At 45.9% G+C, this 15,106-nt stretch carries 12 protein-coding genes; 11 read left to right on the plus strand and 1 reads right to left on the minus strand.

Annotated features, from left to right (window positions below):
• The first annotated feature begins 110 nt into the window (after positions 1-110).
• Positions 111-2,093, plus strand: a complete 1,983-nt coding sequence (locus tag LG211_RS15495) for a DUF3794 and LysM peptidoglycan-binding domain-containing protein (RefSeq protein ID WP_269477934.1) — start codon at positions 111-113, stop codon at positions 2,091-2,093.
• A gap of 70 nt (positions 2,094-2,163) precedes the next feature.
• Positions 2,164-2,745 carry a stage II sporulation protein R gene (gene spoIIR / locus LG211_RS15500; protein WP_253020706.1) on the plus strand — a complete coding sequence of 194 codons (582 nt, stop codon included), beginning with the start codon at positions 2,164-2,166 and terminating at the stop codon, positions 2,743-2,745.
• Between the two features lie 74 nt (positions 2,746-2,819).
• Here the strand turns inward: spoIIR and LG211_RS15505 are convergent, their stop codons facing one another.
• On the minus strand, positions 2,820-4,097 hold the full coding sequence (locus LG211_RS15505; RefSeq protein WP_148398182.1) for a S1C family serine protease: 1,278 nt from the start codon (positions 4,095-4,097) through the stop codon (positions 2,820-2,822).
• A gap of 167 nt (positions 4,098-4,264) precedes the next feature.
• Here LG211_RS15505 and hslO point away from each other — a divergent pair, with 167 nt between their 5' ends.
• From hslO to LG211_RS15550, 9 genes are all read left to right on the plus strand, one after another.
• Positions 4,265-5,185 carry an Hsp33 family molecular chaperone HslO gene (gene hslO, locus LG211_RS15510; protein ID WP_148398183.1) on the plus strand — a complete coding sequence of 307 codons (921 nt, stop codon included), beginning with the start codon at positions 4,265-4,267 and terminating at the stop codon, positions 5,183-5,185.
• Positions 5,182-5,607 carry a YwiB family protein gene (locus LG211_RS15515; protein WP_148398184.1) on the plus strand — a complete coding sequence of 142 codons (426 nt, stop codon included), beginning with the start codon at positions 5,182-5,184 and terminating at the stop codon, positions 5,605-5,607. The genes hslO and LG211_RS15515 overlap by 4 nt, the downstream gene beginning before the upstream one ends.
• Before the next feature lie 141 nt (positions 5,608-5,748).
• Positions 5,749-7,266, plus strand: coding sequence for a DUF1846 domain-containing protein (locus tag LG211_RS15520; protein ID WP_148398185.1), 1,518 nt, complete (start codon positions 5,749-5,751; stop codon positions 7,264-7,266).
• Between the two features lie 34 nt (positions 7,267-7,300).
• On the plus strand, positions 7,301-8,917 hold the full coding sequence (locus LG211_RS15525; protein WP_253020705.1) for a sigma-54-dependent Fis family transcriptional regulator: 1,617 nt from the start codon (positions 7,301-7,303) through the stop codon (positions 8,915-8,917).
• Between the two features lie 234 nt (positions 8,918-9,151).
• On the plus strand, positions 9,152-10,489 hold the full coding sequence (locus tag LG211_RS15530) for a sugar ABC transporter substrate-binding protein (protein WP_269477935.1): 1,338 nt from the start codon (positions 9,152-9,154) through the stop codon (positions 10,487-10,489).
• A 96-nt stretch (positions 10,490-10,585) separates the two neighbouring features.
• Positions 10,586-12,085: a sugar ABC transporter ATP-binding protein gene (locus LG211_RS15535; RefSeq protein ID WP_269477936.1), complete on the plus strand. Its 1,500-nt coding sequence runs from the start codon at positions 10,586-10,588 to the stop codon at positions 12,083-12,085.
• Between the two features lie 2 nt (positions 12,086-12,087).
• A complete protein-coding gene (locus tag LG211_RS15540; RefSeq protein ID WP_269477937.1) occupies positions 12,088-13,089 on the plus strand; it encodes an ABC transporter permease in 1,002 nt (333 codons plus the stop codon).
• A gap of 30 nt (positions 13,090-13,119) precedes the next feature.
• On the plus strand, positions 13,120-14,220 hold the full coding sequence (locus tag LG211_RS15545; RefSeq protein ID WP_148398190.1) for a glycerol dehydrogenase: 1,101 nt from the start codon (positions 13,120-13,122) through the stop codon (positions 14,218-14,220).
• Positions 14,217-15,011, plus strand: coding sequence for an alcohol dehydrogenase catalytic domain-containing protein (locus LG211_RS15550; RefSeq protein ID WP_148398191.1), 795 nt, complete (start codon positions 14,217-14,219; stop codon positions 15,009-15,011). Before LG211_RS15545 ends, LG211_RS15550 begins: the two co-directional genes overlap by 4 nt.
• Positions 15,012-15,106: the final 95 nt, after the last annotated feature.

Below are 15,106 nucleotides of genomic sequence, written 5' to 3' on the forward strand. Positions count from 1 at the left end.
GGTCTCTTCTTATCACAAAAAAATAGTCTGTAAAAAAAATGGTATGAACCCTTTTGCCCTCGAATACAATATAACAAGAATATGTATAGGAAGACAGAGGGGGAACAACCATGACCTATGATGAAAAAATACCTGAATTTGCCTTACAACCAGCAAAAACAGCCGACGAAAATACCGATACAGCACAGATAAACGACGGCTTTGATCCAACTCCTTATGATAGACTTTTAGTACCTGCACGTGAGGAAGGAAAAGCAAGTACCGAAAAGGAGGAAGAATTTTCACAGGATCTTCCTGTTTTAGAGGAAACTGCTGCGAACAAACCGGATCAAGAACAAATATCGGAAGAAAAATCTTTCGATGCAACGGAAAAAGACAACAAACAGGGATTACCAAAACAGATTTTGCCGGAAAAAGTTATAGAACATAAACAAGAGGAAGAACTAGAGCCGGTATTTTTAGGCGAAGAAGAGATAAAGGAAAGTTCTGAAACAGCGGCAGAACCAGTTAAAATTACGCCACTGGCGGGTCAGGCCGTTTATAATGAATTAAAGATAACAGCCGTGGCCCAAAATCTTGAAACAAAAATCTTTGTAGAAGAAGATATACTTGTTCCAGATATTAAGCCAGATTTAATATCAATTTTATCGATGGATGGGAAGGCATTTTTATCCAGCAAAGAAATACAAGTCGGACAGGGAGATGATGACAGCATAAAAGTTACAGGAGAGGTAGGATTACAGACAATTTATCTGCCTGATGGAAAAGAGGATGAATCTGTGGCCATCATTCAGTCCAGGCTTCCTTTCAAAACAGACTGGCAGGTGACAGCCTCACCTTTATCTCATTTGGTCATTGAATCTAAAATCGAACGAATTGATTATTCTGTAATTAATGAGCGCAAATTCCGAGCTAAAATTACTCTGGGGCTTTTCCTGAAAGAATACGCGGAAAAAGAATTACAACTCTTCGAAAATCTGCGCGGGGAACAGTTGGAACTATTAAAAGAAACCGTCAAAATGAGCCATGTTGCTCTTCGAAAAGAAGAATCTTTGGAGATTGCAGAAGATTTAAAGGTTAAAGAGGGGAGCCCGAGGCCGATTAAAATTCTGAAAAGTGACATCAATGTGGTGGAAAATCATAAACAAACAACTTCAGAAAAAATGGTCATTAATGCTGCGGTGCGTGTTAATATTCTTTATTTAGGTGAAGAAGAAAAAGACGGAGAGGTAATACAAAAACCTGCTTTTTACCAAGGGAAGGCCGATTTTACCCAGTTCATACTTATGAATAAAGAAGATAACTTGGCTATGAGCAAAGTATCCTTTAATGACAAAGAGCTGGAAGTGACAATCAGCGAGGAAGAAGAAGATTGTTTTATTTTAAAAGGAAGCGTTAACACATCGGTTGAAGTATACCAAAATCTGGAAAAAGAAGTAGTGTCAGATTTATATCATAGTGTCAAAGATACTACTTATGATTATACAGAAAAAATGATAGAAGCAGTCCTGGGAACAGGAACTACAGAGATATCAGCAAGAGAAATTGTAGATGTTGCGGAAAGAAATGGGCAGTTAGGAAAAATTCTTTATGTCAACGGACGTATAAAAGAACAAAAATCCAGGGCCGAACAAGGCCGAGTAACGGTCGAGGGAATTTTAGAAGGAACTGTCTTATGTATACCGGAGGACTCGGAAAAACAAGTATTTGCAATAAAACAGGATATTCCTTTCAGGGGTTCGATTGATATTCCAGCAGCCGAAGAAGGCATGAAAATAGATTGTCAAATTGGAATAAAGGATCTCTGGTCGGATAAGGTGAACAGCAAGCAGGCAGAAATCAATGCCAGCCTGCAGCTTGAAGTATCCGCCATAAAAGAAACGGCGCTGAAATTAATAAAAAATCCATGCTTCCTTGAAAATAAACAGAATAAAAGACCTTCCTCTATGGTTATTTACATAACAAGAAAAAACGACAGTCTATGGAAAATAGCTAAGAAGTACAAAACCAGTATAGAGTCTATCAAGAAGATCAATGAATTGAATGATCCTATTAATCTCCAGGAAGGAAGTCGTTTACTAATCGTAAAATAAAAAAGTTTTATTCGGTCGTGTATAAAAAAATTCTCCTTGGTGAAGAATGAACATACAAGGAGGATTTTTTATGAAAAATATCGATCTAAAAGAAAAATGCATTTTAAGCCTAATTCTGGTTATCGTAATGGGATTCGTCCTTTTTTATACATATGAGGATGAACCGTCCAATCAATACAGCGGAATCATTCGTTTGCACGTAATTGCCAACAGCGACAGCGCTGATGATCAAAATCTCAAATTAAAAGTGAGGGACCAGATTATTAAAGAAGTAGGCAGCCTGGAAAAAAGCCAAGATATTGAACAGTCCCGCAGCTATTTAGAAAATCATCTGAAGGATATGGAAAAGACAGCGGCAAAAGTAATTGAAGAAAATGGCAAAGAATATGGAGCGGAAGCGGATTTAGGTGTTCGATGGATACCGGCCAAAACCTATGGAGATATGTATTTTCCAGCTGGAAACTACGAAGCTCTGAATCTTACACTAGGCGAAGGAAAAGGACAAAACTGGTGGTGCGTCTTATTTCCACCCCTGTGCTTGATTGAGGAAGACCAAGAAGCGATGGATGAGCTGGGGTACACAGAGGATCAGCAGATTGAGATTAAATCCAAGTTAATGGAAATTATCAACGGACCCGGCAAAGATGTTTAAAAAAGGTATAATAAATACGAAAAGACCGAATTGCTTCCGCAGCTCGGTCTTTTCGCATATCTTATTATTACTTATTAAGAGGAAGTTTTCTCTTCTAGTTTAAGTTTAATTTCTTTTGACTGTCCATCGCGAAGTACAATATATTTTACCGTATCGCCCACCTTATGTGAGGTAATAATCGATGAAAGGGTATCGATGTTATCAATTTCTTTTCCATCCACCGAGTAGACCAGATCTCCCTGCTGGAAGCCAGCCTTCTTAGCATTGGATCCGGTTACTTCCTGAATATAAACGCCTCCCGCAGCGCTTTGCTGTCCGCCGCCGAAAAATCCGTTATTTCCCTGCTGCTGAGACATATCCACATAGGACATCCCCGTAGAAGGCTTTCCTTTTACATAACCGCCTTTCATCAACTGGCTGGCTACTTCTGCGGCTCGATTAATGGGAATCGCAAATCCAAGGCCCTCCACATCAGAACCGGAGGACTTAGCGACAACTACGCCCACCAGCTGACCATACTGGTTGAACAATCCGCCTCCCGAATTACCCGGGTTGATGGAGGTATCGGTCTGTAATAGGGACATTGTCTTTCCATCAATGCTGATGGAGCGGTCCAGGGCGCTTATGATTCCAGCCGTAACTGTGCCGCCCAGCTCACCCAGGGGATTGCCGATCGCTACCGCCAAATCACCTACGTTCAACTGGTCACTATTGCCCATAGTGACGGCTGTCAAATTACTTGCATTAATTTTGAGGACCGCTACATCTGTATCTGCATCAGTACCAACCAGCTTTGCTTCATATTCCTTCTTGTCGCTGGTCGTTACTGTTATTTTATTCGCTCCTGCGATTACATGATTATTGGTAATAATATATCCATTGCTTTTAATAATGACACCGCTGCCGGCCCCCTCTGTGACATATTGCTGCATCCACGCATCGGCCTGAACGGATTCTGTCTTGATCTCCACCACAGAATCCTGTGCTTTAGCCGTTATTTCCTGGACCGTCATTGAACTGCCCGTGGCATCCTCCAGATTAAAGCCAGTCGTCTTGGCATTGGTGGTATTTTCTTTGCCTGCCGAATATTGAGACGAGAGGCCGGCGTCATTGGCCAGCATGGCCCCTCCAAAGCCGAATGCGCTGGAGAGCAGGACACATACCAGAATGATTGCAGTAAGGCTAGTTCTGGTGAGCTGTACTGGCTTGCTTTTTTTCTCTTTTTTCTTTTTCGATGACCTGGGACCCATTCCCGGTGCGCCTCCCGGATCACGATCCTCTGTTGGGATCAACTGTCCGGGGTTTGGGCCGCTGGTGTATCTATATTCATTATTTTCAAAATTGTTATCCATTGATTTTTCCTCCCTTTATCCGTTTTGTCCTTTTATTGAGATTAATATACACGGACTTTATGGTTTTTTTGTGTCGAAACCGTGTAAATCTAAAATAAAGTTATTAATAATTTCTTACAACTATGATAGAATTGAAAGGAAAAGATAAAAAAAGAGGTATAAGGAAGATGAGCAATACATTAATCGCAATGGATAAAAGCGGATCTTACCGGGTATATCTGGCAATTACTACAGATATGGTCGAAGAGGCGCGCAATATACACATGACAACGCCGCTGGCCGCAGCAGGGCTGGGAAGAGTCCTGACAGCAGCCGGTCTTATGGGCATTATGCTGAAAAACCCGCAGGACAAGCTTACCCTCCAGTTCAAGGGGGAGGGACCAGCCAAACAGATTTTAGCCACAGCGGATGGAACGGGAAAGGTAAAAGGATACATTGCTAACCCAGACGTGGATTTACCCCTTACGGAAAAAGGAAAACTGGATGTAGGCGGATCGCTGGGAATAGGAGAATTGACCGTAATCAAAGACCTGGGCTTAAAAGAGCCCTACATGGGAACCATTGCCCTGGTCAGCGGAGAAATCGCCGAGGACTTGGCAGCTTACTTTTTTATTTCCGAGCAGCAGAATACTTCCGTCGCTTTGGGCGTAAAAATAGAAAGGGACTATCATGTAGGAGCAGCGGGCGGAATGATTATTCAAATGATGCCGGGAGCAGAGGAAGGAGCCGTATCCGCGCTGGAGGACATGATTGAAAACCTGCCTCCGCTGACAACTCTGATTGATGAAGTGAACAAGACATCCGCCGGAAAGAGTGAAGAAGGGATGGTTATGGAGCTGTCCGCGCGCATATTCAACGAAATGCCGCAGCAGTATCAGATTCAAAAGCTGGAGACCAGGGATATCACCTGGCGCTGCGATTGCAGCAAGCCCCGCCTTGAACGGGCGCTTATGTCCATTGGTAAAAAGGATTTGACGGAGATAATCGAAGAAGACGGGCAGGCAGAGCTGCAGTGCCAGTTTTGTCTGAAAGAATATCATTTTAACAAAGAAGAATTGGAAAAGATGTTGGAGGAGCTGACTGAATGAAGAATATTATGATGAAAATTATTGGAACACAGATAACGGCTGATCTGGAAGAAGACCAGCTGGAATTTATTACCGAAGGCAAGCTGTACGAAAAAGGAGATGCCCTTTATCTCATCTATGATGAAAGCGAAATTTCCGGAATGCCCGGATGCAGGACCCGCCTTAAACTGAAAAACGGAACCATAAAGATGAAAAGGGTTGGAAAAAACGTCGGTATAGATACGGAAATCGAATTCGAAAAAGGAAAACGCTATACCGGCTATTATGACACACCTTTCGGAGCTATTGCGATGGAGGTTCTCACAAATCACGTGGAAAACAGCGTAACAGCGGAAGGAACGGGACAGCTGGATATTGACTACCATATTAGTTTAAAGGGTCTGGCAGAAGGCAGAAATAAATTAAATATTGAACTGATGTAAATAAACGTGGAAAATGAGGAGGCTTTTTGTATTATGATGAAGCAAAAAACGATTCGGATAATTGCGATTGCAATTATAGCAGCAATGGTAGTGACCAGCGTGGTTGGCGCGATTGTTTTTCTGTAGAAGGAGAGGAACGTGATGACGAAGATAGGATTTGACGCAGAAAAGTATATAGAAGAACAATCCAAGTATATTTTGAAACGGATCAACGAGGGAGAAAGCGAAAGGCTTTATCTGGAGTTTGGGGGAAAATTAGTGCATGATAAACATGCCATGCGGGTACTCCCCGGTTTTGATGAAAATGCCAAAATTAAATTGCTCCAGAAAATGAAGGACCAAGCAGAGATTATTATTTGCATCTACTCAGGCGATATCACGACCAGCAAGACGCGTGCTGATTTTGGAATTACCTACGATCTGGAAGTTCTCCGGCTCATCGATATGTTTCGAAAATACGACCTAGCCATCAATAGTGTAGTCGTGACCCGCTATGAAGACGATGCCCCCGCAGTCGATATGTTTTTAAACAAATTGGACCGTCGGGGCATTAAAACGTACAAACATAGATTTACCAAAGGCTATCCCACAGATGTGGATACCATTGTAAGCGATGAAGGGTACGGCGCCAATCCCTATATCCAAGTGACAAAACCCCTGGTTGTGGTAACCGGACCGGGCGGCGGCAGCGGAAAGCTGGCGACCTGTCTTTCCCAGTTGTATCACGATTATAAACGGGGAACAAAAGTGCGTTACGCAAAATTTGAAACATTTCCCATCTGGAGCATTCCGCTCAAGCACCCGGTGAATATCGCCTATGAAGCCGCGACCGCCGATCTGAAAGACGTGAATATGATCGACTCCTTCCACCTGGAAGCATATGGGGAAATGGCGGTAAACTATAATCGGGACCTGGAAGTTTTCCCAGTCGTCAAGAGGATCATAGAAAAGATCACTGGTGAAGAGTCGGAATACAAGAGTCCCACCGACATGGGCGTCAACAGGGCCGGGTTTAGCATCATCGATGACGAGGCTGTCAAAGAAGCAGCCTGCCAGGAAATCATCCGAAGATATCTGACCGCGCTGTGCGATTATAAAAAGGGAAAAATCGATGACGGCGCGCTGGAGCGGTCCAAGCTGTTAATGGACGAGCTGGACCTGAAGGTTGAGGACCGGAAGGTGGTCAAGCCAGCCAGAGATTATGCAGAATACAAACGGAACTGTAATGAGCGATATGAGAACGTCGTCGTCATGTCCTTAGAACTGCCCGGCGGCAGCATTGTGACAGGCCGAAGCTCCAGGAGAATGGTAGCCGCTGCCGCTGCCGTACTCAATGCAATAAAAATTCTCTGCGGAATGGCCGACGACATCCACCTCATTTCCCCAAACGTCTTAAAGGGGATCCAGGATATGAAGACGGATATCCTTCTTCATGAAAAGACAAGCCTTCACTGCGAAGAAATTCTCAGCGCCCTGACCATTTCCGCCGCGACCAACCCGTCCGCAGAAGTAGCCTTGAGCAAACTTCCCTGCCTGAGAGGCTGTCAGGCCCACTGCACCGCAATTCTCAGCGAGAGGGATGAGCAGACAATCAAAGCCTTGGGGATTGATGTGACCAGTGATCCGGAATATATTACCAACAACCTTTATTTCAGTTAATATACCCACCAGACAGAGAAAGGCGGTGAATGTTTTGTTAAACTTCAATGAAGAATACGAGAAACAGCTGATTGAAGCTTTTCAACATTTTGTTCGCAATGAACCTTATGATTATTCGTTTATCCGCCCGGAAATATATGATTCATGGGTGAGATCGAGGCAGTTTGAAATCGAATATAATTCACCTGTGAAAATTAAAAAGTTAGATGAAAAGGAAAGAAAAAAACTTGTTCAAGAAAACGCCGTATTGATCGAAACGGCGAGAAAACATTTGAATAAGATTTATGATGTGATAAAGCCGACAGGGTATTATATCTTTATCAGTGACGATCGGGGATATTTGCTGGATATTATCAGCGATAAAGATCTGCTGAGCCAGTACGAGTACGATCCCTCTCTGGTCGTCGGCGCCAGCAGAAATGAACGGTATGTGGGTACAAATGCCATCGGGACTTGTCTGCAAGAGAAAAAACCCATGGTTTTCTGGGGAGAAGAACATTATAATCTAGTACATAAAAAATATACCTGTTCCGGAGCTCCCATCCACGGGGCAGATGGAGAGATCATCGGGGCCATGTCCTTAACGGGAAGAAAAGAGGACTATCAGGAACATACCCTGGGCATTGTAATTTCCATCGTCGATGCCATAGAAGCGGAACTGAAGAGCAGAACGACAAAGAAAGAGCCGTCTTCTACCGAATATACCTTTGACAATCTGATCGGCCAGTGCAAGGAGATAAAAGAGCTGAAGGAGATCGCCAAGCAGGTGGCCAAGATCGACGCACCGATTCTCTTATGGGGAGAAAGCGGAACTGGCAAGGAAGTGCTGGCTCAATCCATTCACAATGAAAGCCGGCGGAAATCCGGGCCTTTTATCGGCATTAACTGCGGGGCTATTCCCCGGGAACTGATCGAAAGTGAACTTTTTGGCTATGAAGGAGGATCCTTTACCGGCGCCAGCCGGGGAGGGCGTTCGGGCAAGCTGGAGGCCGCCTCAGGAGGAACTCTCTTTTTAGATGAAGTGGAGAGCATGCCCTTGGACGTCCAAATAAAATTGCTGCGGGTTCTTTCCACCTTTAAAGTGACGAGGGTGGGGTCAAACAAGGAAATACCCATTGATATCAGGATTATTTCCGCCAGCAAGAGCGACCTCTATCTGGAAGCGGAGCAGGGTAGGTTCCGCGAGGATTTATATTACCGAATCAACACCATTACCCTGAAGATACCGCCCCTGCGCAAAAGGAACGGAGATATCCGCCTGCTGGCCGACCACTATATTGAGCGGCTGAAAAAGGATATGGGGTTGAACAAATTGAGCATTCCCAAGAGCTTTTACGATATGCTGGAGAATTACGACTGGAAGGGAAATGTAAGAGAACTGAGAAATATCCTGGAAGGCGTAATCGCCATGTCCAAGGAAGGGGAAGAAATAAATACGTCCATGCTTCCGGACCGTATGGTTAACAAAACAAGAAATAACCATCTGCGCAATACCCGGCTGAAAGAAGTTGAAATCGAGATCATAAAAAATGAGATTGAACGGGCCAATGGCAACCTGAGCGCTGCGGCTAAGGCCCTAGGGATCGCCAGAAGCACCCTCTATCAAAAGTTAAAAAACAACACTGAGTTATCAGAGTATTTAAAAAAGTGACCGAATTCCGACATTTTGTCCGATTTTCGTACAATGGAACGTGACTGCTCATAGAACGGGGTGGCAACTTCTATTCAATGAATAAAAATATAAATGAAAAGAAAGCTTGAAAGCGCAAGCTTTCTTTTTTTATGAAAAATTATTCAGAATATTTTGGCACATATTTTGCGCTTAATAATGGAAACAGACAATATGAAGCAATGGCTAGCAGCAAACAATGAAAGGAGAAGTAAAATGAGCAAGAGAAAAATGAGAATCCTGGCAATTTTAATGGTAATCGGGTTAATGGTTACCTGCCTGGCCGGTTGCGGAGGCAGTGAGGAAGGAACTGCAGAGAAAGAGCTAAGCGCCGATGAGGCGAAAACCGAACTCTACGGCATGCTTCCTGACACATGCCTTTCCGGCTTTCTCGATCCCACATCTTTGGAAGATCGTTCTAACATTGATAAGGCACTGCCATTTAAACCCAAAGATCCAAAGCACGTAGTGGTCGGCTGGACAGAGCAGACCCAGGGAGATCCCTGGTTCGTATCAGTAAAAGAATCTGCCGAAAAATGGGCAAAAAAATATGGGTATACCCTCTATTTTGATGTGGCGGATTTTGAACTTTCCAAGCAGAGCGCCCATATCGATTCCTATATTTCCAGAGGCGTGGACGTAATCGTTATTGACCCGGTGGATGTAACCGGAATCGCAGCGGACATTGAACGTGCAGTCAAAGCGGGTATTCCATGTATCGGATTCGGTTCTGAAATTTTCGGCGCTCCCGTGGTAACCACCATCAATGCCAATATCTTTTCCGTCGGCTATTCGGCTGGAAAATATACAGCCAGTCAGTTTGATAAAGAGGAACAGATCAACATGGGTATCGTTCTTGGCATCATGGGAAACTCCACAGCTGAAACCCGCGTAAACGGCATGCTCAGCGGCATGATCTATGAACGGGCCCAGCAGAGAGGTGTTGAATACACCATGGAACAGGCAACCCTGGACGCCACAAAGCTGTTTAACGATTTAAGGAAAAAAGGAACCTTTGAATCAGAAAAATGGAACATGGCCTGCTTGGGATCAGGTGAAGGAAACTGGACCTTTGAAGGCGGAATCGATGTGGCCGAACCAATCATCGCAGCCAACCAAGATAAGCTAAACCTCTTTATCGGAGAAAACGATTTCCAGGGGCTGGGAGCAGCTCAGGCACTGAAAAATTACGGTCTCACCGATAAAGTCCTGGTAGCATGCCCAGGAAACGGAATGAAGACCGAGCTGGAAAAGGTAAAAGACGGGACGCTCCTGTGTGACGGCCCCCATAACGGCCAGGCCTTTGCTATGGAAACCATCAATTTCATAAAAGAACTGGCAGAGGGGACCAACAAATGGGATGCCAACAACCTGCCCATGCTGACCGCGTTCAAAGCTTTTAACATCAACAGAGATACCATGGATACTTACTGGGATGACGATAAGGAAAACCTGTATCACAAAACAGCTCCGCTGGAAGTGCTGACGGTTCCCGAAGTCATCAAAGCGATCGAAGACGGTACTTATTATGAAGAATGGGTTCCGTCCAAATAAGCAAATCTATCTTATTTGAACCAATAGGCCCGGAGGATATGCCTTCGGGCCTGTATTCCAAAAGAGAACTACCGTTATAGGAAAGAGGAGAGCATCATGAGCAATCAAAGAGAGATGATAAGGATGGAGGAAATCAGCAAATCCTTCGGCGGCGTGGCTGCTTTGGATAAGGTTAATTTCTGCGCCCTATCCGGTGAGATCCATGCTCTGATCGGAGAAAACGGCGCCGGAAAATCCACGCTGATGAAATGTCTTGCCGGAGCATACGACAAGGATGAAGGAACCATATACATAGACGGAAAAAAAGAACAAATCACCAATCCCAAGCAGGGGCAGGACTGCGGAATATCCGTCATCTACCAGGAATTTGCCCTGGCAAAAGACCTGACTGTGGCAGAAAATATTTTCATTGACAGCCTGGGAGAAGGAAAGGCGCTGGTGGATAGAAAAAAATTGAAAAAGAGGGCGGAGGAAGTGCTGGAAAAGATGGGCTTCGGAGACATTGACGTCAATAAAAAAGTGGCCGAATTAACCGTCGCCTATCAGCAGATCGTCGAAATCTGCAAAGCCATCTCAAGAAACGCAAAAGTCATGGTTTTCGATGAGCCCACCGCCGTGCTGACAAACCGGGAAGTGGAAAAGCTGTTCGATGTCATTTATAAACTGCGGGATTCGGGCGTATGTGTCATTTATATCTCTCACCGGCTGGAAGAGATCTTTCGCATATGCAGCCGCATCACCGTTCTCAAGGATGGGAAAAACGTCGACACCGTACATGTAAAGGATATTACAGAAAAACAGCTGGTAACCATGATGATCGGCAGAGATCTTTCCGAGCTGTTTCCTGAGCGGAACGCGGCGATCGGAGAAACCGTACTGGAGGCAGAAAACCTCATCTGCGGAAAAATGGTCAACGGCGTGACTTTTCATGTAAAAGCCGGAGAAGTCGTCGGCTTTGCCGGACTTGTGGGAGCCGGCCGCACGGAAACAATGCGGGCCGTATTCGGAGCCGACAAGCTGGAAGAGGGGGAGATCCGACTGGAAGGAAAAAGCGTCAAGATCAATACACCCAAGAAGGCCATTAAAAACGGCATCGGAATGGTGCCGGAAGACCGAAAACAGCAGGGACTGCTCCTGGATATGCCCATCAAGGTAAACGGAACCATGAGTTCTCTGCAGGATTTTACATCGGCTGTAGGCATATTGGACCATCCAAAAGAGAATAAAAAAGTGGAAGAAATGATCGGCATGCTGAACATCAAAGCCAGATCTTACAAAAGCAAAGCATCCTCCCTTTCCGGAGGAAACCAGCAGAAAGTAGCCCTTATGAAATGGATGATCTCCAATTCGAAAGTGATCATATTCGATGAACCCACAAGAGGAGTCGATGTAGGCGCTAAGGTTGAAATATATAAAGTCATGAACACCCTGGCCGAACAAGGCGCGGCAGTTATCATGATTTCCTCGGAAATGCCGGAAATCATCGGTATGAGCGACCGGGTATATGTGATGCGTCACGGAAAAATCGCCGGAGAGGTGGAAAAGCAGCAGTTGACCGAACAAACATTAATTAATTTATCAATGGGGGTGTCTTAAACATGGAAGAAAGATTGAACAATAGACAGATAAACGTAAAGAACATACTACTGAAATACAACGCTGTTTTAATTTTGATCGCACTGATTATCGCTTCTACCATTTTGTCGGATGCGTTCTTTACAGTGACAAATATCTTTAATCTGCTCAGACAGCTGGTTCCCATGACATTGGCGACCCTGGGCATGCTCCTGGTGGTCCTGACCGGAGGCATCGACCTTTCCGTCGGCTCCGTTACTGCCATGGGAGGCATGATCACGGCGATCATGATTCAAAATGCCGGCATGGTTTCCGGCGCCTCCATGATCGTCATACTGATTGCGGTTCTGGGAATCGGTTTTTTAATAGGCTGTATGTCCGGGGCCTTTGTAGTGGTACTGAAAATGGCTCCTTTTGTTGCTACACTGGCCACCATGACCATTATCAGAGGAGCCGCCTACATGACGTCCAACGGACAGCCCATCCGCCTGTCATCCGAATATGATACCTCAGCGATGATGGTCAAGTTCGGAAGTCAGGGCATACCGGGAATCGGACTTCCCTGGCCGGTGGTTTTGGTCATCGCAGTCATCGTTCTCATGTGGCTTGTCATGCGCAATACGGTTTTCGGCCGTCTGGTCATTGCTTCCGGCAGCAACGAGACAGCCGTTCGATTGGCCGGAATCAACGTTAATAAATATAAATTTTTCGCCTATGCCATCTGCGGAATGCTCTGCGCATTGGGCGGATTTATCCTTACCTCCCGCGTAGCGGTCGCATCGCCGGCCGTTTCCACAGGAATGGAGCTGGATGCCATCGCAGCCTGCGTAATCGGCGGAGCCAGTCTGATGGGCGGAAAAGGCAGCGTGGGCAATACAATCATCGGCGTACTGGTTCTGGGGCTGATTACCAACGTCATGACCCTTCTCAGTATCGCGGCTTACCCCCAGCAGATCATCAAGGGTTTGATTATTGTGCTGGCCGTATTCCTCCAGTACATCACCAACAAAGAGGGAGCATATTGAGCATAGAAAGGAAAGAGAGGTGGATCAACCATGCAGGTTAACATTTTGGGATCACCTTCCAAATACATACAGGGAAGAGATCTTCTTCAAAAGGCCGGGAGCTATTTTTCCCCATACAGCAAAAAAATTCTGGTTCTGACCGACCCATTCGTATATCCGCTGATAAAAGAAAAAATGGAAAAAAGCGCTGCAGAGGCGGAGATCATATTTCAATTTGAACGGTTTTCCGGAGAGAGTACCGAAACGGAAGTACAGCGTATCGTTGATCTTGCCGCCCGTCATGAATGCGGAGCCATAGCCGGCTGCGGAGGGGGCAAAACCATCGATACGGCAAAGGCGGCGGCCTGCAAAGCCGGCCTTAAAACCATCGTCATCCCCACAGCAGCATCCACCGATGCGCCCTGCAGCTCGTTAGCGGTCATGTATTCCGATAAGGGGGAGTGGCTGTATGATTTCTTTCTCACCCAAAACCCGGATTTGGTTTTCGTAGATACGCAGATGATAGCAAACGCGCCGGTGAGATTGCTGATATCTGGGATCGGAGACGCCTTCGCCACCTTTTACGAAGCCCGCGCCTGCAGAAATGCAGATGCAGATAATATGTTTCAGGGGAAAGGCACCAACACTGCTTTTGCCCTGGCCTCCCTTTGCAGAGAAATTCTGCTGGAGAACGGATCTTATGCCAAGCTGGCGGCAGAAAACAAATGCGTTACAAAGGCTTTGGAAAATGTCGTCGAAGCCAACATTTATCTGAGCGGCGTAGGCTTTGAAAGCAATGGCTGCGCCATTGCCCACGGAATATACAACGGATTTACTCAGATGAAAAAAGGGACGTATCTCCACGGAGAATGCGTCGCCTTTGGAACCCTGGTCCAGCTGATTGCAGAAAATGTTCCCGCCGGGGAGCTGAATCAGGTATATGGCTTTTTCGAAAGCATCGGACTACCTACAACCCTTTCCCATCTGGGGCTGTCTCTGACGGATGAGGAACTGGAAACTGCGGCCAAAGCCAGCAGTGAAATCGGCATTTCCCACAACATGCCCTTCGGCGTTGACTGGCATACGCTGAAAGCAGCCATTGTGACGGCGGATTCCATCGGCCGCATCCGCCAGAAAGAGGGGAAAACATGAAAGCTCTGATTCTGAAGGACAAAATGCAATTTGTCTATGGGGATGTGCCCAAACCCGTGCCGGCAAAAAATGAGGTTTTAATTCGGATCAAAGCGGTATCCGTTTGCGGCAGCGACATCGCCGGCAGCGACGGAAGCACGGGAAGACGCCGACCTCCCATCGTCATGGGACACGAAGCCAGCGGAATTATAGAAGAGACAGGAAGCAAAGCAACGCGATTCGCCAAGGGGGATCGCGTTACGTTTGACTCTACCATCTATTGCGGGACCTGCCGGTTCTGCCGCAGCGGAAGAGTCAACTTATGCGACAACCGCAGAGTTCTGGGGGTATCCTGCCAAGAGTACCGGCAGCATGGCGCTTTCTGTCAGTACATCGCCCTTCCCGAACATATCGTCTATAAGCTGCCGGACAATGTAACTATATCGATTACCTGCGGCCGGGGAGCCGCCAAAGCGCTGGATGCGGCCGGAGCACAGTCTACTTTTTGTCAGGCAGTCCAATGCCTGCAAAAAGGGGGGATCTTCGTTACCTTAGCCAACCTGGAAAATGCCTTTCCCCTCAATATTTCCAAAGTGGTGACTCAGGAGCTTACAGTAAAAGGCTCCTGTGCCTTCAGCGGTGAATTTCCTCAGGTTTTGGAGCTGATTTCCAGCGGTGCCATCCGTGTTGATTATGCGATTTCTCATCTTGTTCCCCTCTCCCAGGGAGGAGACTTTATTAGAAACATTTACAAGGAAAAACCGGATGATTTCTTTAAATGTATTCTTCTCCCGCCGGAGCCGCAGAAATGACCGGAATCCGACAGACTTGTTCGGATTACGGACACTTTTCCCGGGAAAGAATGAGCGGCTGCTTTTCTGATCTGGAGTGTATAAATAAAAAAATT

Source organism: Hominibacterium faecale (assembly GCF_020734085.1).
Lineage (GTDB): Bacteria > Bacillota > Clostridia > Peptostreptococcales > Anaerovoracaceae > Hominibacterium > Hominibacterium faecale.